The sequence below is a fragment of the Longimicrobium sp. genome (genome assembly GCF_036388275.1).
In the GTDB taxonomy this organism is placed as follows: domain Bacteria; phylum Gemmatimonadota; class Gemmatimonadetes; order Longimicrobiales; family Longimicrobiaceae; genus Longimicrobium.
The window spans coordinates 1-22,542 of sequence record NZ_DASVSF010000089.1 but is presented as its reverse complement, the minus strand read 5'-3'; the positions used below and the strand labels follow the sequence as shown (position 1 = coordinate 22,542).

At 70.1% G+C, this 22,542-nt stretch carries 21 protein-coding genes and 1 tRNA gene; 3 read left to right on the top strand and 19 right to left on the bottom strand.

From position 1 onward, the window contains the following. Nucleotides 1-51 precede the first annotated feature (51 nt). Nucleotides 52-1,005: an alpha/beta hydrolase gene (locus tag VF632_RS18420; protein WP_331024402.1), complete on the bottom strand. Its 954-nt coding sequence runs from the start codon at nucleotides 1,003-1,005 to the stop codon at nucleotides 52-54. A gap of 143 nt (nucleotides 1,006-1,148) precedes the next feature. Here VF632_RS18420 and VF632_RS18415 point away from each other — a divergent pair, with 143 nt between their 5' ends. Both VF632_RS18415 and VF632_RS18410 read left to right on the top strand, forming a co-directional pair. Beyond that, the gene (locus tag VF632_RS18415) at nucleotides 1,149-1,856 is read left to right on the top strand and encodes an ABC transporter ATP-binding protein (protein ID WP_331024401.1); all 708 of its coding nucleotides are present in this window, start codon (nucleotides 1,149-1,151) and stop codon (nucleotides 1,854-1,856) included. A gap of 41 nt (nucleotides 1,857-1,897) precedes the next feature. Then, a complete protein-coding gene (locus tag VF632_RS18410) occupies nucleotides 1,898-3,778 on the top strand; it encodes an FtsX-like permease family protein (protein ID WP_331024400.1) in 1,881 nt (626 codons plus the stop codon). Between the two features lie 80 nt (nucleotides 3,779-3,858). On the opposite strand, the gene VF632_RS18405 is transcribed toward VF632_RS18410, so the two are convergent. The 17 genes from VF632_RS18405 to trxA all read right to left on the bottom strand — a co-directional run bounded on the left by VF632_RS18405 (nucleotide 3,859) and on the right by trxA (nucleotide 20,999). Next, entirely contained in the window at nucleotides 3,859-4,275 is a 417-nt protein-coding gene (locus VF632_RS18405; protein WP_331024399.1) for a hypothetical protein, read from the bottom strand. Continuing rightward, complete coding sequence (locus VF632_RS18400) at nucleotides 4,275-5,414, bottom strand: tail fiber domain-containing protein (RefSeq protein WP_331024398.1); 1,140 nt, start codon at nucleotides 5,412-5,414, stop codon at nucleotides 4,275-4,277. Before VF632_RS18400 ends, VF632_RS18405 begins: the two co-directional genes overlap by 1 nt. A gap of 85 nt (nucleotides 5,415-5,499) precedes the next feature. Continuing rightward, nucleotides 5,500-7,299 (bottom strand): hypothetical protein, encoded by a 1,800-nt coding sequence (locus tag VF632_RS18395; RefSeq protein ID WP_331024397.1) that lies wholly within the window; start codon nucleotides 7,297-7,299, stop codon nucleotides 5,500-5,502. Nucleotides 7,300-7,638: 339 nt separating this feature from the next. Next, nucleotides 7,639-7,711 (bottom strand) — tRNA-Ile (locus tag VF632_RS18390). A gap of 50 nt (nucleotides 7,712-7,761) precedes the next feature. Then, nucleotides 7,762-8,382 carry a uracil phosphoribosyltransferase gene (upp, locus tag VF632_RS18385; protein WP_349264012.1) on the bottom strand — a complete coding sequence of 207 codons (621 nt, stop codon included), beginning with the start codon at nucleotides 8,380-8,382 and terminating at the stop codon, nucleotides 7,762-7,764. A gap of 726 nt (nucleotides 8,383-9,108) precedes the next feature. After that, nucleotides 9,109-10,131, bottom strand: coding sequence for a BON domain-containing protein (locus VF632_RS18380; protein WP_331024395.1), 1,023 nt, complete (start codon nucleotides 10,129-10,131; stop codon nucleotides 9,109-9,111). 99 nt (nucleotides 10,132-10,230) lie between these two features. Continuing rightward, nucleotides 10,231-11,220 (bottom strand): hypothetical protein, encoded by a 990-nt coding sequence (locus VF632_RS18375; protein WP_331024394.1) that lies wholly within the window; start codon nucleotides 11,218-11,220, stop codon nucleotides 10,231-10,233. A gap of 700 nt (nucleotides 11,221-11,920) precedes the next feature. After that, on the bottom strand, nucleotides 11,921-13,096 hold the full coding sequence (locus VF632_RS18370) for an aminotransferase class I/II-fold pyridoxal phosphate-dependent enzyme (protein WP_331024393.1): 1,176 nt from the start codon (nucleotides 13,094-13,096) through the stop codon (nucleotides 11,921-11,923). 16 nt (nucleotides 13,097-13,112) lie between these two features. After that, on the bottom strand, nucleotides 13,113-13,610 hold the full coding sequence (gene lspA / locus VF632_RS18365; RefSeq protein ID WP_331024392.1) for a signal peptidase II: 498 nt from the start codon (nucleotides 13,608-13,610) through the stop codon (nucleotides 13,113-13,115). Next, complete coding sequence (locus VF632_RS18360; RefSeq protein ID WP_331024391.1) at nucleotides 13,607-14,221, bottom strand: fumarylacetoacetate hydrolase family protein; 615 nt, start codon at nucleotides 14,219-14,221, stop codon at nucleotides 13,607-13,609. The genes lspA and VF632_RS18360 overlap by 4 nt, the downstream gene beginning before the upstream one ends. Nucleotides 14,222-14,867: 646 nt before the next feature. Further along, complete coding sequence (locus VF632_RS18355; RefSeq protein ID WP_331024390.1) at nucleotides 14,868-17,411, bottom strand: helicase C-terminal domain-containing protein; 2,544 nt, start codon at nucleotides 17,409-17,411, stop codon at nucleotides 14,868-14,870. 66 nt (nucleotides 17,412-17,477) lie between these two features. Then, a complete protein-coding gene (locus tag VF632_RS18350) occupies nucleotides 17,478-17,717 on the bottom strand; it encodes a hypothetical protein (protein ID WP_331024389.1) in 240 nt (79 codons plus the stop codon). Nucleotides 17,718-17,829: 112 nt separating this feature from the next. Then, nucleotides 17,830-18,195 (bottom strand): hypothetical protein, encoded by a 366-nt coding sequence (locus VF632_RS18345; RefSeq protein WP_331024388.1) that lies wholly within the window; start codon nucleotides 18,193-18,195, stop codon nucleotides 17,830-17,832. 30 nt (nucleotides 18,196-18,225) lie between these two features. After that, nucleotides 18,226-18,615: a hypothetical protein gene (locus VF632_RS18340; protein WP_331024387.1), complete on the bottom strand. Its 390-nt coding sequence runs from the start codon at nucleotides 18,613-18,615 to the stop codon at nucleotides 18,226-18,228. Between the two features lie 31 nt (nucleotides 18,616-18,646). Further along, nucleotides 18,647-19,489, bottom strand: coding sequence for a 16S rRNA (cytidine(1402)-2'-O)-methyltransferase (gene rsmI / locus VF632_RS18335; protein ID WP_331024386.1), 843 nt, complete (start codon nucleotides 19,487-19,489; stop codon nucleotides 18,647-18,649). Nucleotides 19,490-19,491: 2 nt separating this feature from the next. After that, on the bottom strand, nucleotides 19,492-20,469 hold the full coding sequence (locus VF632_RS18330) for a hypothetical protein (RefSeq protein WP_331024385.1): 978 nt from the start codon (nucleotides 20,467-20,469) through the stop codon (nucleotides 19,492-19,494). A 191-nt stretch (nucleotides 20,470-20,660) separates the two neighbouring features. Continuing rightward, nucleotides 20,661-20,999 (bottom strand): thioredoxin, encoded by a 339-nt coding sequence (gene trxA / locus VF632_RS18325; protein WP_331024384.1) that lies wholly within the window; start codon nucleotides 20,997-20,999, stop codon nucleotides 20,661-20,663. Between the two features lie 116 nt (nucleotides 21,000-21,115). On the opposite strand from trxA, the gene mce reads away from it, so the two are divergent. Continuing rightward, nucleotides 21,116-21,526 carry a methylmalonyl-CoA epimerase gene (gene mce, locus VF632_RS18320; protein ID WP_331024383.1) on the top strand — a complete coding sequence of 137 codons (411 nt, stop codon included), beginning with the start codon at nucleotides 21,116-21,118 and terminating at the stop codon, nucleotides 21,524-21,526. A 76-nt stretch (nucleotides 21,527-21,602) separates the two neighbouring features. Here mce and VF632_RS18315 read toward each other — a convergent pair whose 3' ends face one another. After that, a complete protein-coding gene (locus VF632_RS18315) occupies nucleotides 21,603-22,070 on the bottom strand; it encodes a hypothetical protein (RefSeq protein ID WP_331024382.1) in 468 nt (155 codons plus the stop codon). Nucleotides 22,071-22,542 lie beyond the last annotated feature (472 nt).

Below are 22,542 nucleotides of genomic sequence, written 5' to 3'. Positions count from 1 at the left end.
TCGATGACAGGCAGGCAGCGCTACACCTCCCGCCCCCGTGCTGCTCCGCGGTCACTTCCCGCCTCGCAAGAATGCATCAGCCGCGGAGAAGAACTGCTCCGGTTGATCCAGCCAGGGGAGATGATCAGCGAGGGGCAGGATGAGCACGCGCCCATCCGGCAAAGCCCTGGCGAGCTCGCGCGCGGCCTCCGCGGGGATTGCATCCTGCTCCCCGTGGATGATCAGCACCGGGACGCGGATCCGCTCCAGGAGTGCGTGCCAGTCCCTGCCCTGTTGGGACCTCAGGAACGCGTCGCGGCGCGCCGCGCGGGTCCGCAGCCGCTCGGGGGGCGCGCCGCAGAAGTCGCCACGCATCCGCCCCAGCGCCGTCGAGTCGGCCAGGAACGCACGCGGCAGCATCGTGGCGATGAGTTCCCGGCACAGGGGCGCGGGATCTTCGGCTTGGGCGATGCTCGCCTCCAGCGCACGCATGCGCGCCCAGGTGGCGCTGTCGAGGCGGGCGAGAAAGCGTTGGCCAGTCTGCTCACGATAAGCCGCGCCGACGAACGGGGGAGGCGCGACCAGAAGCACCCGCTCCACGTGCTGGGGATGGACACCCGCGTAACGCACGGCGATGGCCGCCCCGCCGGAATGGCCGAACAGGCGCATGCGCTCCATCCCGAAGTGCCGCCGAAGCGCCTCCAAGTCCTGGACGTGCTCCTCCAGGCCAGGCTGCTCCACGCTCCGCACCGAATCGGACCTACCCTCCCCTCGTTGATCGTAGACGAGGAGCGTCCGTCCATGCGCAAGGCGCTGAAGGTCAGGCGCAAGATAACCGCTGCCGTTGCCCTGGAACCCGTGCACCACCACAACCGTGTCCGGCCCACCGCCGATTGCCTGATAGTACAGCGATCCGCCATTGGCCCCGGCGAAGTAGCCCTCCCGGGCAGAAGAACCCGGGGGCTGCAGGTGCGGTGGCGTGCAGCTGACGAGAAGGAGGACGGCGGAGAGGAAGAACGGGCGCATCCGGCTCAGGAATGGTCGTGAAGGCTCGAAGGTCCACCTGCTCGCAGCTACCCCGGACGAAGCGGTACGTTTCGAAGCAACGGTCGGACGCGAACCGTCGTCTCACCTGCATCGCCCAGCCATGAACCCGGACCCTACCTGATATGCGTGCGCCCCACCCGTCGCCCGATGCGCTCGTCCGATTGGAGTGCGTCCAGAAGGTGTTCCGCGCCCGATCGGCGGAGACGCATGCGCTCAGCAACATCAGCCTGGACGTGCGCAGAGGCGAGTACCTGGCGATCTCAGGACCTTCCGGCTGCGGCAAGTCTACCCTGCTGTCCATCCTGGGGCTGCTGGACGTGCCGACCGCGGGCGAGTACCACCTGGACGGCCGCCCCGTGTCATCCCTCGGCGCCGATGAGCGGGCGCGGGTTCGGGGCCGCGAGATCGGCTTCGTGTTCCAGTCGTTCAACCTCATCGGCGATTTGACGGCCTACGACAACGTAGAGCTTCCGTTGACGTACCGCGACGTGCCGCGGGCGGAGCGCGAGCACGCGGTGTGGGCCGCCCTGGAGAGGGTGGGAATGGCGGACCTGGTGGATCACTATCCGTCCGAGCTCTCCGGGGGTGAGCAGCAGCGCGTGGCGGTGGCGCGTGCACTCGTGGGAGCACCACCTCTGCTGCTCGCCGACGAACCAACGGGCAACCTCGACTCCGCGAATGGAGACGCGGTGATGGACCTGCTCGCCGATCTGCATTCGGAGGGCGCCACCATCATCCTGGTTACCCACGACCCACGCTACGCCGATCGTGCCGGACGCACCCTCCACATCCTCGATGGGCGGATCGTCCGGGAGGAACAACGCGCGTGATCCACGAAAAGCGTGAGGCGCGGCGTACCGGAGGAGAAACGATGCAGCGCGTCCGGCCGCCGCGTCGGGCGGCGCGCTCCGTGGCCGCAACCACGGGAGTCACCGTCCCGGTGGTGCTGGCCCTGGCGATCGGAACGGGGCTGGGGCTCCCTTTGCTGGGGATCATCCGCGCCAGCCTGCTTCGATCTTCTCCCTACATCGATCCCGTCTTCCAAGAGGGATCCCTGACGGCGGATTGGCTCTCCGGCTGGACGGCCTCGCGGCAGACCATCCCCCAGATCCAGGACGGCGCATGGCGGGTGCTGCTGCAGGTGTTCCTTGCCCTGGTCGTGCTCCTCCTCGCCATCGCACTGGTCGAAGCCTTTACGCTGACCCTCGCGCGGGCGGCGGTCCGCCGCCCGGAGGTGGCCCTGCGTACGGCACTCGGAGCAACGCAGGGCCGCCTGGTCCGCGATCTTCTTCTCGACGGTGCCCGCCTGCCCCTGCTCGGCGGCGGACTGGGGCTGCTGATCGGCGGCGTCACGGCCCATGCACTCCACGTCTCCTGGCCGGGCGACGCACCGCCCTGGGGAAATCACGCGACGGATTTCGGGTTGCTCGGAGGCGCGGTGGGCATCTTCCTTCTCGTGCCGCTCCTGGCCACGCTTTCCCCGGTGAGCGTGGCCTGGCGGCGCGACCTGCGCCGGTTCCTCACCAGCGGCGGGCGCGCCACGGCCACCCGCGGCGAGGCTTTCATGCGGAATACGCTCGCCGTGGCGCAGATTGGCGCCGTCCTGGTCCTGCTCACGAGCGCCGGGGTACTCCTCCGGGGCTTCGCCTCGTCGTCGGAAGACCTCCCCACCGCGAGCTTCGACCCCTGGGGCATGCTGACGGCCGAGGTGCGTCTGCCGGACGCGGGCGGCCTGACCTCCGCTGACCGGCACCTCGCCTACGAAGGCATGCTCCGCCGAGTGGCGGCGCTGGCGGGCGTCGCGGATACGAGCATCGGGTCGGCGGGCGCCTGGGTCGGGCTGGGACAGAGCGATTTCGTCCACGCGCTGACCGGTAGCCCGACCGCACCCGGCTGGCTAAAACCCGCCCGGTATCACGCGGTGGGGCCCGGGTTCTTCCGGACCCTGGGGGTACGAGTCGTCCACGGCCGCGAGTTCGGCGCGGCGGATACCGCGGGCGCGCCTCGCGTGGTCGTGGTGAACCAGGCGTTCGCGTCCGTCTTCAGGCTGGTGGGAAACGGGGTGGGGCGAAAACTCCAGTTTCACCGCGCGAACCTTGACGGCACGTGGTACACCATCGTGGGAGTGGTAGAGGACATCCGTGCCGAGGGCGTGGGATCGGGCGGCGAGGCGGTACCGAAGGTGTACGTCTCCGCCTGGCAGCACCCGCCACGCAGCGTGGGGCTGGTGGTGCGGACCGCGGGCGAGCCGATGGCGCTCCTTCCAGCAGTCGAGGAGGCGGTTCGTGGGTCCGCGACAGGGGCGGAACTCGCCGGCGGGATGACGATGGGAGCCTACCTGGCCCGTTTTCGCGCGCCGCTCCGCTGGCTGGCCGTGGTCTTTGGTGCGGTTGCGGCCGCGGCCCTGGTCCTGGGCACCTGGGGGCTGCATGGGGTGATGTCCTACAACGTGGCGCGGCGCACGCGTGAGATCGGAATCCGCATGGCCGTCGGCACCCGGAGGAGAGACGTATCGCGCCTCGTGTTCGTGCAGAGCCTTCGGATCGTGGGTCTCGGCATCGTCGTGGGTGTGATCGCGGTCAGTGGAATCGCGGGCCTGCTGCAGCTGCTGGTGAGCGGGGTGGAGCCCTTCGATCCGGTCCTCTTCGGCGGCATCGCCGTCATCCTGGGAAGCGTTGCACTCCTCGCGAGCTACCGGCCGGCCAGGCGGGCGGCGGCGGTCGATCCCCAGATCTCACTCCGTGCAGAGTAGTTGTACAAAAAAGCCCTGCCCCCGCAAGCATACGTGCTTGCGGGGGCAGCGCTGGACAGTGGGCCGATTCGAACCTGGACTCAAGGATCGGCCGGGGAGCTCGCGCCCGAGGCCGGGGCCCCGGGCAGGTTGTTGCACGCCCGCTCGATCTGCGCGCGCGTGTGCCCCTCGGCGGCCTGCGCCTGCGCCATGCACCCCTGGAACTCCGATTGGGGGGTGGCGGCGGCGGGACGCGACGGACGCGGAGCCGGGTCGTCCGGGGGCAGCCCGGCGCGTGCCCGGGCCGCGCGCCGAACGGAATCGGAGTGCGCCCGAACCCGCACGGCCGCCGCCGCCGACTCGGCGGGCGTCACCCGCGGCTCCTCTACCACCAGGGGATCGGCGCCTTCCGCGCCGCCCTGCGGCTGGGCGTCTCCGTCATCGCGGCTGCAGGCGGCGCACACCAGCAGGAACGCCGCCCGGCCGATCCATCGGCGATCCGCCCGCGTAGCCTGCATCAGGGCCGGGGCGCCAGCATCGCCTCGATGGCCCGCAGCCGCTCGGCCATCGCGGCGTTCTCGCGGCGAAGCTGCTCGACGTCGCCCCGCAGCGCGGCGTTCTCGGCCTGCAGGGCCGTGATCTGCTCCGCCTGCGCGGTGGTCCGCGCGTCCAGGGCCTTCACGCCAGCCAGGTTTACGCCGTCGGCGTCCAGGTGGCTGATGGCCAGCCGGTCGTTGCCCAGCCCGAAGGCGCTGTAGAAGTCTTCCGAGAACGCGCCCATGTGGCGGACGCCTGCCTGCTCGCCGATGTAGTTCCACGAGTTCACCGGCACCGATCGCAGCCTGCGCAGCACGTCCTCACCATCGACTTCCGAGAACCCTTCCTTGAGGGTGCGGCTCGACGAGCAGGTCATGGTGCCGGTGCCCGCGGCGATGTTGCACCCGGTGGTCAGGGTGGAGTTGGTGCGGAACCGGAAGCCCCCCGACGCGCGCGCCAGGAACTCGTAGTTGGCGGCCGCCTCGGCCGAGTCGGTGGTGCTGGCGTCGGCCCACACGAACGCGCCCGTACGCCCGTTGGTGCTGGCCCGGTACCCCAGTGCCATCGAGTAGTCGGCATCGGCCGTGGTGCGGTAGCCCAGGGAGACAGCCGCGATCCCGGCCGCGTTGGCGGTAAAGCCCACCGCGTGGCAGTACGACGCGGAACAGCGGTTGTCGTCGCCGGCGGCAAACCCGTATTGGCCGGTGACCTCGGTGTCGCTTCCGAACGCCGTGGAGTAGTTGCCCGTTACCGTCAGGTCCTCGCCCATGACCATCGACGAGTAGCCCTTGGCCATGGTACGGTTTCCGCCCGCCCACGAAAAGAAGCCCACGTTCGCGAAGTCCCAGTACGCGCCGGCCCCGCCGTCGTCGGTGCTCCCGGCGCGAAACGCCGCGAAGTACGGCATCCACATCATGCGGTAGCCGGGCCCCGAGGCCGGAATGATGCCGATGCCGAGGGTGCCGAGCGCCACCACGCCGCCGGCGCTGTCCACGCGCATGCGGTCGCCCGCGGGGTTCCCCGAGCGCAGTTGCAGCAGGATGTCGGACTGGGCCGCGGCCGGGGCGGCCGACAGGGCCAGGACAGCGAGGGCCGAGGAGAGCTTAAGTAGGGGCTTCATGGCTCCGTTCCGGAGTGAGGACGTAAGGTCGTGGGGCGGACTTGCGCCCGGCCGCCGTGCCGGGCGTACCGTGAGTTGGACAGCACTACGGCCGAACGCGGACGCGGAACCTCTCGTTGCGCAGCCTGCCGCCCTGCACGACGATTCTTCCGCCCGTAGCGGTGACGTTGCTGGTCACCGAGTAGGTGCCGGTCACCCGGAGGTTGCGAACGTCGAAGTTGCTCACCCCCCCGCCAATGGTGCCGCCCACGCCGGTCAGGATCAGGCGGCCGGTGCCCAGGAAAGTGCCCGTGCTGCCCAGGTTCACGCTCCCGGCCACGGTAAAGTCGAACGACGACAGGTTGAGCGTGGGCTGCACGGTGCTGCCCGCCGTCATCGCCAGCCCGTTGACCGTGGTGTTCTGGGTCAGGAGCGGGTAGGTGGCCGCGTCGCCCGGAAGCACCACGGTGTCCTGCGACATGGCGAAGCCGCCCAGCGCCCAGTTGGCGTTGGTCAGCCAGGCGTCGCTTGCCGCCGAGGTGGACCAGCTCTTCGTAACCCCGAAGACGGGGATGGCGGGGCTCAGGTTCTGCAGCCGCCGCGCGGTAACGCGCAGCACCGAGGTGCCGTAGTCCAGGTACCTGACGTTGATGGTCGCCAGGCCGCCCACCAGGCCCGTCTTGACGCCCAGCTCCGCGGCCGGCCCGCTGACGGCGGAGAACAGCACGCTGTCGCCGCTGACGGCGATCACGTTGCCGTACCGGTCGACGGATGCCACGGTGAGGGCGAAGGGCACGTTCGTAGCCGGGCGGGCAGACGTGCCGGCGCGGAAGTGCGCCGCGCACTCGTGCACGCTCTCGCCGGGACGCAGCACCGCCAGTTTCACGTACTCCGCGCGGGTGTTCATGGTGGTTTGCGGGCTGCCGGCGGGCCCCGCGGTGCGGGGCGAGCAGATCTGGCGCTGGCCGGGGTAGTCCGCCACGAACGGGTCCATCGCGGTGCTGCCGTTCAGCACCGTTACGGTGGTGGCGCCCATGGCGGCGGCGCGCTCGTGCAGCCGGCGCACCGCGGACGTGTCCTGCCCCTCCTCCATGCTTTCCGTCAGGCGCACCTCGGTGTCCTGCACCGCCATCATGCGGAAGGTGAAGGTGAAGGCGTCCTTGGTGGCCCCGTTGGTGGTGCCCGGGTCGTGCCGTTGCAGCGGAATGCGGAACGAGTAGGTGAGCAGCCCGTCGAACTGGTTCGGGTCCGTGTTAGCGGGGATCGCCCGGTTCGTGGTCGACAGCCTGCTGCGCATCACGAAGCCGTAGGGAAAGATCCCCGTTACGCCCACCGGCAGCGGGATGGCGGCCACCTCGGCCTCGTCGAAGACCTGCAGCACGTCCTGCTGGGGGCTGCGCATCTCGCCGTTGTCGGTGATGGTCACCACTCCGCTGGGCACCGTCTTCTTGGCGACCAGCGTGTCGGCCTGCGTGCCGTCGAACTTCAGCATCTTCACGAACGGGGTGCCGGCGATGGCGCCCGCCCCCGTGACCGGGATGAAGGTGACGTTGTTCAGCGGCAGGCCGCTGGTGTTGCGCACCCGCATGTTCACCGACACGTAGCGGTACCCGCGGCCGCGGCCGCCCTCGGACACGGAGACGGTGCTCACCTCCTCGATGTTGAACCCGTTTACCGCCGACATCGACGCGCTCACGCCGCCCACGCTGGGCATGGCCATGTCGACCGGCACCGCGCTGGCGAGCGGCTCGGCGCCGCTGATGCCGGTAACGGTGAACTCGTAGATGCCCAGGGGCAGGGGAACTTCGGGCCCGGGCACCGGATCGGGCGGCACGCTGGTCGGTGCCTCGTCGAGGCACGCGGCCGAGAGCAGCAGGATGGGCAGGGCAGCGATGAGACAGCGCATGGCCGGATGATGCTCAGGCGAACGGCGGGCACTGGGCCTGCCGAAACTGCGAAGGGGGCGGGGATCCCGAAGCGCGGGCCCAGGCGGGCACCGCGGACGATCTGGGCCCCGGCAGACACGCAAGATAATCGCGGTCTGCTACGGGAGCAATGATTTTGTTCAGGCGCGCATTCCGGCGCCGCGGCCCGCCCAGGTGAGGAACCTTGCGAGAATCTAACGCCTATGCTTCGCCGGGGCAATCGTTTCCGTGCGCGGGCGACGGAAACCGAGGCCCAGGCCCGCAGTTCAAACGACCCTGCCCCCGCAAGCACAAGTGCTTGCGGGGGCAGAGTTTGACAATGGGCCCACCAGGATTCGAACCTGGGACCTAAGGATTATGAGTCCTCTGCTCTAACCGCTGAGCTATGGGCCCGAACGACGACGAATATAGTCCGAACCGGCCCCTCCCTCAACTGCCTGCACTCACTTCGTCCCGAACAGCCGGTCGCCCGCGTCGCCCAGGCCGGGGAGAATGTAGCCCACTTCGTTCAGCTGGCGGTCCAGCGCGGCGGTCCACACGCGGACGTCGGGGTGGTCGTCCAGCATGCGCTGCACTCCCTCCGGAGCCGCGACCAGGCACACGAAGTTCACCCGCGCGGCGCCGCTGCGCTTGAGCGACGACACCGCGGCGGACGCGGAGCCGCCGGTGGCCAGCATGGGATCGAGGACGATGAAATCGCGCGCGCCGGGGTCCGACGGGATCTTGAAGTAGTAGTCGACGGGCTGCAGCGTCTCGTGGTCGCGGAACAGGCCGATGTGCCCCACGCGCGCCGCCGGGATCAGCCGCGCGACGCCGTCCACCATCCCCAAGCCGGCGCGCAGGATGGGCACCAGCGTGAGCTTCTTCCCCGCCAGCATCATCTCGGTGGTGCGCTCCAGGGGCGTGTCGATCTCCACCGGCTCCAGCGGAAGGTCGCGGGTGACCTCGTAGGTGATGAGCATGGCGATCTCGTCCACCAGCTCCTTGAACTGCTTGGTCGGCGTTTCTACGTCGCGCAGCACCGCCAGCTTGTGGCGGATCAGGGGGTGCTGAACGACGGTCAGGTTGGGAAACGTGGTCACGGGTCGTGCCTCCGAGGGGTGGGCCAAGTGCGCGCCAAGCTACGCGCACCCTCGGCCGGCCCGCAACCTGCCGCCAATTGGCGCCGATTTCGGTCGGAGGCCCGGGCGCACCGCACCTGCACGCACCCGAATTCTGTCGTGCCGACGGCCAGCGCACCCTGCCTGCATGCACCCGAATCCCTGTCGTGCACACGGCCCAGCCGCACCATACCTGCACACCCGCAGAACCCTGTCATCCTTGAGGCCCAGGCGCACCGAACCTGCACGCCCGCAGAACCCTGTCATCCTGAGGCCCAGGCGCGGTTAACTTGCACGCGCCCGTGGTACGCGGGCCGAAGGATCTAGCCTGAATCACGAACTATTCTGGGCGCGGTAGCGGCACGGATGCCTGGGCCTCGGCAGCCCAGTCGAGGAGGGAGAAGAGGACCGGGAGCGCGTGCCCGGCCCTGTCGGGCGAATGAATTCGCTGCAACGACCACACGATGTCCGCCTTCGCGGACTACCTGCCTCGGTGCACTCGGCGGTCGGGTGGCGCGCCCGTGGTGTGTGGCGGATCCTTCAGTCATTGCAGGCTTTGGAGTGAGGGCCGGATGGGCCTGGCCGCTCCTTCAGGATGACATCGGGTGTGCCTTGGCACCTTGGTGTGGAGCATGAAAACGGCCCCGGAGCGCCATGCTCCGGGGCCGTTTCACTACTGCGGACCGCCCGTCAGACGCCGCGGTCTTCGTCGCCGGGCTGGCGCTGGTGCGGCTTCATGGGCACGTCCGACTGCTCCAGGCGAAGCTCGGTGCCCGGCTTCATCCCCTCGCCCACGCGCGCCTGGCTGTTCATCGCCTGCGGCTGCTCCACCACGGGCACCGCGTGCTTGCCGAACGGGCTCTGGTTGTCGAGCTCGTCCTCGGAGAAGTTGGTGCGGTTGGCTTCCTGCACCTCGGGACGCTCGCTCACGCGCGGCCACCCGCCGTACCCCTCGTCGTCCATCTGGTCGCGGTCGGCCTTTTCGATCGCGAACTCGCGGTGCGAGTGCGAATCGTCGCTGCGGGCGGGGTCCGTTTCGCGCCCCTGGCGGCGGCTGCCCATCCCCGAGCGGTTCCCGGTCCACTCTGTGCTCATCTCGTCATCCTCGTCGAAGTCATCCCCGTAGTCCGCCCGCGGATGCAGGCGCTCGCGCTCGTCCTCGATCTCCATCCGGTTGATCACCGTGCCCACCCCCGGCACGGCCTGGGCCACGGCGACCGCATGGCGCGCCTCGTCGCGCGTCCACACCGAGCCCGACAACTCCACGATGCCATGGCTCACCGCGCCCACGTCGATCCCGCGCGCCGACAGCATGTCGTCGTCCAGGAAGGCGTCGAGCACCGTGTCTTCCAGCACGGCCAGCGTGTCCTGGTCGGCCTGGTCGCGGCGCAGCCGGGCGGGGTACGACGTCGTTCCCTCCGCGCCTTCCTGCCCCTCCGCGCGGCGGGGCGTCGGCCGTTCGGCCGTGCGGCCGGTGAGGAATGCCGCCAGGGCAAGCCCGCCCAGTGCGCCCAGCGCATAGAGCAGGTTGCGCCCGGCGTTGCTGGGCTCTTCCAAGTCGACCACGTACTGGCGGTTCTGGGGCTTCCTGGCGCGCGGGGCCGCTTCCAGCTCGACTTCGTACTTGCGGTCCTGACGCTTCTTGTCGTTCGGGGCCGCTTCCAGTTCGACCTCGTACTGGCGGTCCTGGCGCTTCTTGTCGTTCTGGGCCATGGGCTCTCAACGCGTTGTCGGGACGAACGATCGAAGCCGCATGGGAAAGCAATTCGCGTTCCCATGCGGCTTCGTGTGCGCGGCGCGGCGCCGGCTCGGTCAGGGCGTGGTCTGCCCTTCGCGCTGCTGGCGGCGCCGCTCGTTCTCGCGCTCGCGGATGGCGCGGCCGCGCTCGCGCAGGTGGCGCTCGCGCGACACGTCCTCCTCCTGCCGGTCCATCTCGCGGCGCTGGTCGCGCTCGGTGCGCTGTTCCTCCTCGCGGTCGCGCGGGGCCGGGGGGCCCCGGGGCAGCGGCACGCTCCGCCCGCCGATCACCGCACGCCCGTTGTCCAAGCCCCAGCGGCGGCCCTGCGCGTCGCGGAAGGTCCAGTCCAGCAGGCTGCGCTGGTACGCCGCCTCGCCCGCGATGCTGTCGTTCAGCCCGTTGATGCGGCTATCGAGATGACGCCGGTACCGCTCCTCTTCGTTCAGCTTGCGTTCGGGAATGGCCTGCGGCGTCACGGCCAGGCGCGGATCGCCGTATTCGGGCGAAAGACCGCGCCGTCCCGCTCCCGTCCCCTGCCCCGCGCCACCCGTCTGCCCCGCCGCCGCGCCGGGCGCGGAGCCGCCGACCGTCCCGCCGCCCGCTCCAGGTGCGCCGGGCAGCGCGCGGGGAATGCCGGACGGCACGCCGTTCGGGAACGCCACCGGGCTGGGCAGGCGTGCGAGCGCCGAGTCCGCTGCTCCGGCCCCGATCACCGCGTTGGCGCTGACCTCGGCGCCTGCCGACGCGGGGGGCAGCTCGCCGGGCGTCGCCATGGAGCCCCACGCGCCCACATCCAGGTACTCCACCAGTTCCGGCGTACGCTCCTCTTCACCGATCGTGAACGCGGGCGTACGGTCCGCGCGCTCGGGGAGCAGCAGAACCGCCACCGCGAGCAGCGCGTGAAGGACGAGGGAGATGCCGAGGGTGCGCCCGGTGAACAGGGGGGGGCGCTCCGGGCGCCGCCGGGTGAACGGGGCGCGTGCGCGTACCGCCTGCCCCGGCGCGGGAGCACCGGCCGGGTGTGCCGCGGGACGCGGCGGGGCGGAAACGGCGGGAGGAGTCATTACCGTGATTCTACTCCCCCGGTCTACACCTGTTCCGAGGCACCAGTCCCGCGGGAGCGGGTGAACCCGCCGCACCAGACGCGGAAAGCCTCGCATCCGCCGAAGCGCCCTCTGTCATCCCGACGGAGCGGCCACGGGAAACCTGCACGCACACCATCGATTGCAGCGACCGAGGGATCCGCCACACAGCCATCGCGGCGAGCCGAACCTTCGGGCGTCACCGTAGCCTCCCTGAGCGGGTGAACCCGCGGCTCAGAAAGCGGAAAGCCCCGGCCGGGGCCGCTGTCGCGTCCCGTCCGGGGCTTCACCTGCACGCGCACCGAACCTGCCGAAGCGCAATCGAATTCTCCCCCTCTCCCGCTTGCGGGAGAGGGGGCCGGGGGAGAGGGCAGCCGGGGACTGCACGGCCGCACTCCAGACGCCACGAAGCCGGTCAGCATCCCCAGCCCTCACCGAACACTCCGCAATCCGCACCAAACTGGCTCCCTTCCCCCGCGCAGTTTGCGGGGGAAGGGCTGGGGATGGGGGCGCCTGGGCCCCGCGCCGGACCCGGCCCAACCTACCCGAGGCCCGTAGATCCGTGCCGCTGCCGCGCCCAGTCGACAAGGCGTCCGCGGCAAGATCCTTCGGCCCGCATGCGACGGTGTACGGGAAAGTTCCGTGCGCCTGGGCCTCAGGATGACAGGCCCCCTGGCGTATCCTACACCCCGGCCGTCGCCACCAGGCCCGCCATGCGCGCCGCCGCCTGCCGCAGCCGGTCCTCCGTGCAGGTGAGCGCAATGCGGACGAAGCCCTCGCCCCCGGCGCCCAGCGACTTGCCCGGCAGCAGCGCCACGCCCTGCTCCAGCAGCAGCCGGCGCGACCACGCCTCGCTGCTGACGCCCTCGGGAAGCGGCACCCACACGTACATGGTGGCCTGCGGAAGCGGCACGTCGAACCCGGCATCACGCAGCGCCTCCACCGCGGCGTCCCGGCGCCGCTGGAAGGTTTCCACGTTCCCCGGCACCCAGTCGGCATGCGAGCGCAGCGCCGCCACGCCGGCGTGCTGGATGGTGAACGGCACCCCCGTGTCGGCGAAGGTCTTCACCCGCGTCAGCGCCCCCACCAGGTCGGCGTTGCCTACGGCCCAGCCGGCGCGCCACCCCGTCATGTTGTACGTCTTCGACAGCGAGTGGAACTCGATGGCCACGTCCATCGCCCGCGGAATCTCGAAGATACTCGGGGGGCGATACCCGTCGAAGGCGATCTCGGAATACGCGTTGTCGTACGCCAGGATGGCGTCGTGGCGCCGGCACCACTCCACCGCGTCCGCCAGGTACTCGCGCGACGCCGACGCCGCCGTGGGGTTGTTGGGATAGTTCAGGTACAGGATCTTCGTCCGCCGCGCGACGTCCTCGGGAATCTCGTCGAGCGGAATCAGGAAGTCGTTCTCCGGCCGCAGCGGCACGATGTGCGGGGTGCCGCCCGCCAGCACGGTGCCGCCCAGGTACGCCTGGTAGCCGGGGTCGGGGATCACCGTCATGTCGCCCGGCTCCAGGAACGCGAACGGCAGGTGAAAGATACCCTCCTTGGAGCCGATCAGCGGCAGCAGCTGCTTCATGGGATCGACCTCCACCCCGAAGCGCGACCCCATCCACCGCGCGATCTCTTCCCGGAACTCCACCAGCCCCAGCTGAAACGGGTAGCGCGAGTTGGCCGGGTCCTGCGCGGCACCGCGCAGCGCCTCGACGGCGGCGGGGGGCGGCGGCAGGTCGGCGTCGCCGGTGCCCAGGTCGATGACATCCACGCCGCGGGACTTGAGGTCGCGCTTGATGGCGGGAACGTCGGACAGCGGGTACGGCGGAAGGCTCCTGAAGCGAGCCGCGAGTTCGGGCATTCGGGTTCCGGTCCGGTCAGGCGTGAGTGGGGGCGGATGCGTCGCCGCCCGGGCGGTCCAGCAGCATCCTCGCGGCCAGGATCACCCCGCCGATGGTGATGGAGATGTCGGCGAAATTGAAGATGTACGGAAAGAAGTGGACGTAGATGAAGTCCGTCACTCCCCCGTTCACCAGCCGGTCGCCCAGGTTGCCCAGCGCGCCGCCCAGGACGAGCGCCCCGGCGATCTGCTGCCAGCGGTCGTGCGTGTCCCACATCATCCACACCGCCACGCCGATGCCCACCAGCGTCAGCAGCGCGATGATGGGCATGCGCAGGCCGGGGGGCAGGTCCTTGAGAAAACCCCAGGAGATCCCGGTGTTCATCGTGTGCATGAAGCTGAGCAGGCCCTCAATCAGCGGCCGCCGGTCGTACAGCGGAAGCCGCTGCTGCACGAGCGCCTTGGTGATCCAGTCGACGGCGACGATGGCGGCGATGACGAGGGCCAGCCAGCGGCTGCGGGAAAGCTTGATCATGGGGCCTGCACGGGGTTGCGGAGGATGCCGACGCCGGGGATTTCCACCTCGACGACGTCGCCCGGGTTCAGGGGCGACACGCCGGCCGGGGTGCCGGTGGCGATCAGGTCGCCGGGCTCCAGCGTCATGACCCCGGAAATGTACTCGATCAGGGTGGGGATGCTGAAGGCCATGTCGCCCACGCGGCCGTGCTGGCGCACTTCTCCGTTCACGCGGCAGATCACCTCCAGCCCGTCGCGGTCCACGCGGTCCAGCGGCACCACCGTCCCCGTGGGGCAGAAGGTGTCGAACCCCTTGGCCCGCGCCCACTGCCCGTCCGGCTTCTGCAGGTCGCGCGCGGTCACGTCGTTCAGCGGCACGATGCCCTCCACGAAGTCCCACGCGTCCGCCGCGGCCACGTCCTTCGCCCGCCGCCCGATCACGACGCCGATCTCGCCCTCGTGCTCCACCTGCTTCGAAGCGGCGGGGAGAACGATGGCCTCGCCGTCGGTGATGATGGCCGAGGGCGGCTTGAAGAACAGCAGCGGCCGCTCGGGCACGTCGTTCCCCAACTCGCGCGCATGTTCCAGGTAGTTGCGGCCGACGCAGACGATCTTGGACGGACGGGTCACGGCATCGTACGGGGTTGGGGGATCGGCACGCTCCAAGGCGGCGTGCCCATTGTCATCCTAAGGCCCAGGAGAGAAGACCCGAGGCGCGTCGCGGGCTGAGACTGGCGCATGCCGCGGCCGCCCCCCTCTCCCGGCCTCTCCCCCATAAACCCCATGGGGGAGAGGAGAATTCGATCGCGCTCCGGCGAGCCCCGCGCATTCGACTGGCTCCCTTCCCCCGCGCAGTTTGCGGGGGAAGGGCTGGGGATGGGCGCGGCCGAGGCATGCGCCGGCCCTCGTCGAAACGCCACAACCCCCGGGAGGTTTACCCCCTCTCCCACGCTGTTTGTGGGAGAGGGTGGACGAGCATAAGCGAGGACGGGTGAGGGCCCCACGGCAGCCGAGGCCTCTGGTTCCGTGACCGCTGCCGCGCCCGGGCTGGTACGTGTCCGCCGCTAGATCCTTCGGCCCGCGCAGGATGTGCTGCGGGCCACCCCGGTGCGCCTGGGCCTCAGGATGACAGATCGATCGCACCAGAGATTTGGACGCGCTCCACACTAGCTCCCTTCCCCCGCGCAGTTTGCGGGGGAAGGGCTGGGGATGGGGGGCGGCCGAGGCATGCGCCGGCCCTCACCGAGGCGCCACAAAGCCCTGGTGTGTACCGTCGCTAACCCGCCCGCCGCACCGCCGTCCGCTCGCCGTAGAATCGCAGCATCTCTTCCTTCACCCGCTGCCACGGCGCCTTCACCACGGGCGCGGGCGGCAGCGAGTCCAGAAAATATCGCCCATAGCTCTTTTTCGCGATCCGCCCATCCAGGATCATCACCACGCCCATGTCGTCGCGCGACCTCACCAGCCGCCCGAACCCCTGCTTCATGCGGATGGCCGCGTGGGGAAGCATGTACTGCACGAACGAGTTTCCGCCCGCCGCCTCGATCGCCTCGATGCGCGCCGCCGTCACCGGCTCGCTGGGCACCTTGAACGGCAGCTTGGGGATGATCAGCCCGCGCAGCGGCCGCCCGGGCACGTCCACGCCCTCCCAGAACGACGTGGTCCCCAGCAGGATCCCCCGCCCCGAGGCCGCGAACCGCTCCACCAGCTGCGCCCGCGGCGCCTCGCCGTGCACGAACAGCGGCCACTGCAGGTCCGCCCGCCGCGCCCGCAGCTCCTGCGCAACGTGCCGCAGCGCCCGGTAGCTGGTGAAGAGCACGAACAGGCCGCCGTCCGAAATCTTCGCGTGCTCCAGCGTGGCGCGAACCGTGGCCTCGTCGTGGCGCGGGTCGTGTTCGCCGGAGGGGATCGGCAGGTCGGTGGGCACCACGACCAGCGTCTGCTCGTCGTAGTCGAAGGGCGACGGGAAAACCGCCTCGTCCACGTGGTAGTCGGCGGCGAACTGGGTGCCGATCCCCAGCCGCTGCCGCATGAAGCTGAAGTTGCCCTGCGTCGCCAGCGTGGCCGACGTCAGGACGACGGTGGGGATCTTCTCGAAGAGCGCGTCGCGAAGCACCCACGCCAGGTCCAGCGGCGCGGCGTTGATGGTCAGGTTGGCCTCGCGCCCGTCCCGAGGCGGCTGGCGCTCCATCCACCGCACCATCTTCATCTTGCTCTCGCCCGGGCGCAGGCCGGAGCGCAACGCGTCCATGGCCGCCTCGATGCGCCCCGCCGCCCCGCGCAGCTCCACCAGCTGCGGCTCCACGCCCTGCTTCAGCTGCTCGTCGGCGGCGATGCGCTCGCGCAGCTGCTCCATCCCGCCCAGCAGGTCCTTCAGGTTGTCCAGCAGCCCCGTCAGCGCCTCGTCCAGCCCCAGCGCCCAGATGGGGTGCGCGTCGAAGTTGTCTTCCAGGCGGATCAGCGGGTCGCCGCCCAGGAACACGTCGCCCAAGAAGGAGAAGACGGTCGCGCCGCGGTCCCGCGCGCCGTCCAGCGCCGGGGTGATGCGCTCGTCGATCAGGTCCAGCGCCGACTGGGCGATCAGGTCGTTCTTCACCGCGGCGATGGACACCCGGAAGGCCGGCAGCAGCCCCTTGCCGCGCATCTCCAGCCGCCGCAGCGTGCGGAACAGGCCACGCTTGCTGACGGTGGAGCCCAGGTGGCTGGTCGCCGCCTCTTCCAAATTGTGCGCCTCGTCCAGGATCAGCCGCTTGTACTGGGGCAGCACGGCGGGCGCCGTGTAGTTGCCCTGCTGGCGGCGGACGGCCAGGTCGCTGAAGAGCAGGTGGTGGTTGACGACCACGATGTCGGCCGAGGCCGCCTCGCGGCGCGCGCGCTGGTAGAAGCAGTCCTCGTAGTGGGGGCACTTGGCGCGCAGGCACACGTCCGTTTCCGACTGCACCTCGTCCCACACCTCCGACGACGGGCGGAACGGCAGGTCGCTCAGGCTGCCGTCATCCGTCTTGTTCATCCACTCCAGCAGCCCCTGCAGCTCCGCCTGCTTTTCGGGCTCGAAGAGCGTCGCCGCGCTCTCCTTGGCCAGCAGCGCGCGGCGGATGGAGACGTAGTTGCTGCGCCCCTTCACCAGCGTAAAGCGGAAGGGCTGCCCCAAGGCGCGGCGAAGGAGCGGCAGGTCCTTTTCGACTAGCTGCTCCTGCAGGTTGATGGTGTTGGTGCTGACGACCGTACGCTCGCGGTTCTGGATGGCCCAGCGGATGGCGGGAAGCAGGTACGCCACCGACTTGCCCGTTCCCGTTCCCGCCTCGGCTACGCCCACGCCGCCGTCGTTGTACAATTGGCCGATCATCCGCGAGAGCGCGCGCTGCTGCGGGCGGTCCTCGTAGCGCGGATGGCGGCCGGCGAGCGGGCCGCCGGGGCCCAGGTCGGCGTCGATGGCGTCCAGGTCCAGCGGCTCGTGCTCGTCCGGGTCCGGCGGCTCGACGACGACGTACATCTCGGTGGCGTCGTTGTCGATGATGGCGAACCCCAGCCCCTGCTCCCACAGCCGCGCCGCCACCCCGAAGTCCGCCTCCGACGGCTCCAGGATGCCGGAGGGGTGGTTGTGGATCAGCAGCCCGCCGGGCTCGGGGTTCTTCACCAGCGCCAGCACGGCCGAGGCGTGCCCGCGGGCGACCACCTTCGGCTCCACCACCTCGCCCCCCTCGCCGATGCGCGCGACGAAGCACACCTCGTTGCCGCGCGCGCGAGCGATCTCGCGCCTCAGCAGCTCGGCGGCCACGGGGCTCAGGAACAGGTCGACGGCGGATCGCCGGGTTTCCACTACTGGGTTGGTCCTTCAGGGTTGATGGCGGACTCTCGATCGTTCAGCCCGCCCGCTCGAACGGCCTCAGCCGATGGCTTCCGCGGGATCGCTCTCGGCGAGCGCGTCACGCAGCATCTCCTCGTCGCCGCTCTCCACGGCGTCGATCTGCAGGAAGCCCACGCGCACGGGCTCGGCGGGGTCTTCGGGGCACTGGAAGCGCGCCGCGTAGATGCCCAGCTCCGTCGGCGAGGGATGGCCGTACTGGATTTCCACCAGCCAGCCGCGTCCCTGCTCATCCTGGAAGATCGCCCTTTCCTTCGGCATGCGTTCGGTACAATGATAACGGTGAGCACGTTCCCGCGGCAGTGGACGCCGTCAACGGAACGCGCCCGGCGAGGAAGCTAACACCTCCCCGCCGGGCGCGGTATTCACATCTTCACGCCGGCTCGTGCGAACCTGCGCTATTCCCCGTGGCCAAGGCGGCGCGCTCCGCTCTGAGGGCGCGCGCGAACAGGGATCCACCCAGGAAGATGACGACGAACAGCAGAAAGCTGATGATGCCCCCCGGCAGCCCCGGCCATGCCACGGGCCCGAACATCGCCGCGGCCGGAAGCGGCGCGAGCAGCCCTCCGTGGCCCACCATGACGCCCGCTGGCATGTAACAGATGGCGCGCACCAGGCTCGCACCCACGAGGTAGCCTGTGCCCCTCCTCCCGACTACGCTGCGGACGAGCAGGAGGGTGATTTCCAGGATGCCTGCGACTACGAGCAGGAACCCTCCGTAGCTGTAGAGAAAGAACATGTTGGATGGCAGGGCGCGAACGCTTGTCCGTCAGCCGGCGCGGCTTGCTCCCGAGCCATTGGGCGGCCGCGATGCCTGGGCGAACACGCCTCGCATTCCCGCCCACAGGATCACCCCGAAGATCGCCGTCCACAGCGGCCCCATCGCCCAGAACCCGAACGCGATGTACTTAGCGACCGCCTCCAGCACGAACACCACGACCACGGCGATGGCTGCCGCGCGGCTGCCGCGGTAGATGCCGTACGCCAGGCCGAAGAATAGCAGCGCAATCAGCACCGCGATGCGACTGGCGAGCGGGTGCCCTTCCAACTGCGCGGAAGCCGCGTTGAGGAGCGCCGTCGCGCCGAAGAGGACGGTGACCCCGACCGCCCACCAGACGGCGCGGTCTTCCGAGTCGCGGTTGATCTTTCCGAGATCCATCGATCGGTGAATCGGTGGTGATGGAGAGGGCCTACCCGCCCGCGGCTTCCTGGGCGATGCGGTAGGCTTCGTTGCGGGAGATGCCCATCCGCCGGCGCAGCTCCTTGGCTATGGCGCTGGGCGATTGACCCTGCGCCAGGAGCGCGTCGGCGACGGAGCGGGCGGCGAGCGCATCCACCTCGCCCTCCGCCGCAGCGTCCACGGAGCGGCCGGCGACCACGACGACGATCTCGCCCAGCACGTCCGCGTCTGCGTAGCGAGTGGCGACGTCGGCCAGGGTGCCGCGCACGAACTGCTCGTGCATCTTGGTCAGCTCGCGCGCCACGCACACCCGCCGCTCGCCCCCGGCCGCCTCCGCCAGGTCCGCCAGCAGCTTTCCGACGCGGTTGGGCGACTCGTACAGCACGGAGGCGCGGGGCGAGGCGGCGATCTCCTCCAGCAGCTCGGCGCGCTCGGGGCCCTTTCGCGGCGGAAAGCCGTGGAAGGTGAACGACTCCGCCTCGATTCCCGATGCCACCAGCGCGGAGAGAAGGGCAGAGGCGCCGGGGATGGGGACGACGTCGAAGCCCGCATCCACCACCTCGCGGACGATGCGGGCCCCGGGATCGGAAAGCAGCGGCGTCCCCGCGTCGGAAACGAGCGCCACGTTCTTGCCCTCGCGCAGCATGGTGACGACGAGCGAGGCGCGCGACGCCTCGTTGTGCTCGTGGGCGGACATCAGCCGCGTCTCGATGCCCAGGTGCTTCAGCAGGCCCCCGGTACGCCGCGTGTCCTCGGCCAGCACCACGTCGGCCGCGGCCAGGGTTTCGGCCGCGCGCCGGGTGATGTCTCCCAGGTTGCCGATGGGCGTGCTGACGATGGAAAGCGCCGGCACGCTCAGAGCGCCACGGCCCAGGGAAGCCGGGCGAAGAAGCCCTGCTCCTGCAGCACGAACCGGCTGTCGCGCGCCACCCGCTCCACCAGCGCGGCGGGATCCACCCCGTGATGGTCGGACGCGGAGATGAGCACCTCCGTCAGCCAGGCGGCCACCCCGTCCGTTAGCGCGGTGGGTGACGCGACGGGATCGCCCGCCACGCGCCCCTCCGGAGTGATGTCGAACGAGGCCACCACCGGGTGCTCCATGGCCGCCAGTCCCTGCCCGCGCTGCAGCATGGCAAGTGCGGTCTCGCGCCCCGTGGCCAGCGCCACTTCGCGGAGGGTGCCCCCGATCATCCGCCGGTACAGGTCCACGAAGCCGGGCCCGGCCAGCACCGGCAGCTCGGCGAGGCGGGGATACAGCGTGGCCCTGAGCCCGGCGCCGACGTCGAAGACGGTGCGCAGGAAGTCGGGGATGGGCACCGTGGCGGCGCGCTCACTGAACCAGCCGGTGCGGAACGCGCCGTCGTCAAACGACAGGTAGTGGTGGCGCCCGTCGTCCGCCAGCTCCAGCACGCCGGAAAAGGAGCGCTCGCGCAGCAGCGGGAACAGCCGCTCGGGCCGCGCCGCGTCCAGCGGCTCGGCCCAGGGCAGCGGTTCGGTGGAAAGTGTGGATGCCATCGCCCGGAGCTGGTCTTCGGATGCGCCGTAGTATCCGATCTGCCCGCCTTCGCCGCGCTCGCTCTCGGTCGCGCACAGGCGCAGCACCTCGGAAAGCGCCGCCGGCCCCCGCCCGCCGGGATGGATGCGGGCCGCGAAGAACGGCTCGCCTCCGCGCAGAAAGACGAGGAAGCAGCGTTCGCCCAGCTGCACGGCCACGTAGCCGGGCACGCGCGCGGAGCGATCGCGCTTCCCGTCGCTCAGGATGCCCGGAAGGTTCACGTAGGACAGCTTCGTCCGCGGCAGGTACGCGGAATCCGCGGGAAAGCGGTAGATCATGGGCGGTCGGCCGGCCGATGGAGAGGGATCGGACGGGAGAAACGGGTCACGTTCCGTGCCCGGGCGCAAGTCGTTGCGGCGCAATCGGGTGCGGCCGGACGGGAGTTTTCGGGGGATGGCAATCCGCAATCCGCGGGGCGGAATGCGAGAAAGGGCCGGGGCGCGCGGCCCCGGCCCTTCCGAATGCAACGTCAGGCGGCCAGGTGCTCCTGAAGCTTGCGCTCCAGCATCTGCTTGGGCTGCGCGCCGACGATGGTGTCTACCACCTGGCCGTCCTTGAAGAACAGGATGGTGGGGATGGAGCGCACGTTGAACTGCGCGGCGGTGCGCTGGTTGTTGTCCACGTCCAGCTTGCCCACCTTCACCTGGCCGGCGTACTGGTCCGCCAGCTGGGCCACGGAGGGGCCGATCAGGCGGCAGGGGGCGCACCACTCCGCCCAGAAGTCGACCATCGCAAGCCCTTGCGCGCCGGCGATCTCCGACTGGAAGTTGCCGTCGGTGATCTCCATGAGGTTTTCGCTATCAGCCATTTGAATATTCCTTCCCCGTTCATGGGCCTCGCGGGCCCGGTGCCTCAGCCGCTATCCTGTAGCGGCTGGCCTGTCATCTGAAAATCGAATACCCCGAACCGACACTGGAGGTCTCCTTGACCGAGCGGGCGCTGGACCACGTGGGAATCGCGGTGCACTCGCTGGACGAATCGCTCCCCGTCTTCGAATCTATCACCGGCCACAAGGGGCATGGCCGCGAGCGCGTGGAATCCCAGGGGGTGGAGGTGGTCTTCCTGGGCACCGGCGAGGGCCGCCTGGAGCTGCTGGCCCCCACCCGCGACGATTCGGCCGTCGCCAAGTTCCTGGCGAAGCGTGGCCCGGGGATGCACCATCTGTGCTACCGCGTCCCCGACCTGGCCGCCGAGCTGGCCCGCTACCGCGCGGAGGGCCGGCAGCTGATCGACGAGGCGCCCCGCCGCGGCGCCGCGGGGCACCTGGTGGCGTTCATCCACCCGAAGTCCACCGGCGGGGTGCTCACCGAGCTGCTGCAGGCCGGCGGGCACTGACCGCGGGGCACAAAAGCGAACGGCGGCACGAGAGCGATTCGCCCTCGTGCCGCCGTTCGTCGTCCGCCCGGGCCGATCAGCTGCGGCGGGTCTGCTCGCGCGAGATGGCCTCCAGGTCCACCTGCTCCACCAGCCACGAGCCGCCCGGGCCCTGGACGACGACGAAGGGCACCTGCACGGTGCGGCGGCCCTGGCGCATTTCCACCATGATGGTGCGCGCGTTGGGGCGGCCCGGCGTTGGCACCATGCCGCTGAGCGAGAACGAGTCGTGGCGGATGACCCGCGCGATGGCCTGCATCCGCCGGGCGACCCGCTGCGGGGCCTGCGACTCGGCCAGGGGGCCGCGGACGGAGCCGAACAGGTAGCCCATCTCGGTGAAGCGCTCCTGCTTGGCGAAGCCCATGAACTGCTCGACGGCCGATGCCGGCGCCGCGGCTTGCAGGCCGGCCGGGGCGGGCCCGCCACCCACTCCCGCGCCGCCGCCTCCGCACGCGGCCAAGGGAAGCGCGACCAGCACCAGAGCAACCAGTTTCCAGGGACGCACGGGACCTCGGGGGTGGGGACGGGAACGAGATCGGGGACCCGGCGCGCGCGCCGGGTCCCCGAAAGAGTAAGGGATAGTGCGAAAGTGCGAAAGTGCGTGAGTGCGTGAGTGCGGAAGCGGGACCGGTGCAGCCTCGATAACGGTGCTGAGGCCCCGAATCCGCTGGGGCGAATGAATTCGCGGCAACGACGGCCCGAAGTCCGCCTTCGCGGACTGCACGTGCGAGTCGAGTGCACGCGGCCAGGATAACGCGATCGAAAGGTCTCCCCCTCCCCTGCGCAGCCTACCATTACCCACATCTTTGTATCGGGCCAGGGACGCCCAAAACCAAGGTGACAGCAGGGGTTTGGCCCTCATCTGCGTCCACTCGGGAGACGGAGCAGCGCGCATTCCGGTGCGTAGACGCCACACACTCCTACGTCGACGACGGGTTTGACGCGGCCTCAAACCTACGCTCCCACGGCATTTTTGC

Coding starts and splice junctions, on each gene's coding strand:
- VF632_RS18345 (WP_331024388.1), bottom strand. CDS start 18,195: ATGTTCTTTCTCTACAGCTACGGAGGGTTCCTGCTCGTAGTCGCAGGC.
- VF632_RS18395 (WP_331024397.1), bottom strand. CDS start 7,299: ATGCGCTGTCTCATCGCTGCCCTGCCCATCCTGCTGCTCTCGGCCGCG.
- VF632_RS18375 (WP_331024394.1), bottom strand. CDS start 11,220: ATGACTCCTCCCGCCGTTTCCGCCCCGCCGCGTCCCGCGGCACACCCG.
- VF632_RS18370 (WP_331024393.1), bottom strand. CDS start 13,096: ATGCCCGAACTCGCGGCTCGCTTCAGGAGCCTTCCGCCGTACCCGCTG.
- VF632_RS18350 (WP_331024389.1), bottom strand. CDS start 17,717: ATGCCGAAGGAAAGGGCGATCTTCCAGGATGAGCAGGGACGCGGCTGG.
- VF632_RS18340 (WP_331024387.1), bottom strand. CDS start 18,615: ATGGATCTCGGAAAGATCAACCGCGACTCGGAAGACCGCGCCGTCTGG.
- lspA (WP_331024392.1), bottom strand. CDS start 13,610: ATGATCAAGCTTTCCCGCAGCCGCTGGCTGGCCCTCGTCATCGCCGCC.
- VF632_RS18330 (WP_331024385.1), bottom strand. CDS start 20,469: ATGATCTACCGCTTTCCCGCGGATTCCGCGTACCTGCCGCGGACGAAG.
- VF632_RS18415 (WP_331024401.1), top strand. CDS start 1,149: ATGCGTGCGCCCCACCCGTCGCCCGATGCGCTCGTCCGATTGGAGTGC.
- VF632_RS18380 (WP_331024395.1), bottom strand. CDS start 10,131: ATGGCCCAGAACGACAAGAAGCGCCAGGACCGCCAGTACGAGGTCGAA.
- VF632_RS18405 (WP_331024399.1), bottom strand. CDS start 4,275: ATGCAGGCTACGCGGGCGGATCGCCGATGGATCGGCCGGGCGGCGTTC.
- trxA (WP_331024384.1), bottom strand. CDS start 20,999: ATGGCTGATAGCGAAAACCTCATGGAGATCACCGACGGCAACTTCCAG.
- VF632_RS18420 (WP_331024402.1), bottom strand. CDS start 1,005: ATGCGCCCGTTCTTCCTCTCCGCCGTCCTCCTTCTCGTCAGCTGCACG.
- VF632_RS18400 (WP_331024398.1), bottom strand. CDS start 5,414: ATGAAGCCCCTACTTAAGCTCTCCTCGGCCCTCGCTGTCCTGGCCCTG.
- VF632_RS18410 (WP_331024400.1), top strand. CDS start 1,898: ATGCAGCGCGTCCGGCCGCCGCGTCGGGCGGCGCGCTCCGTGGCCGCA.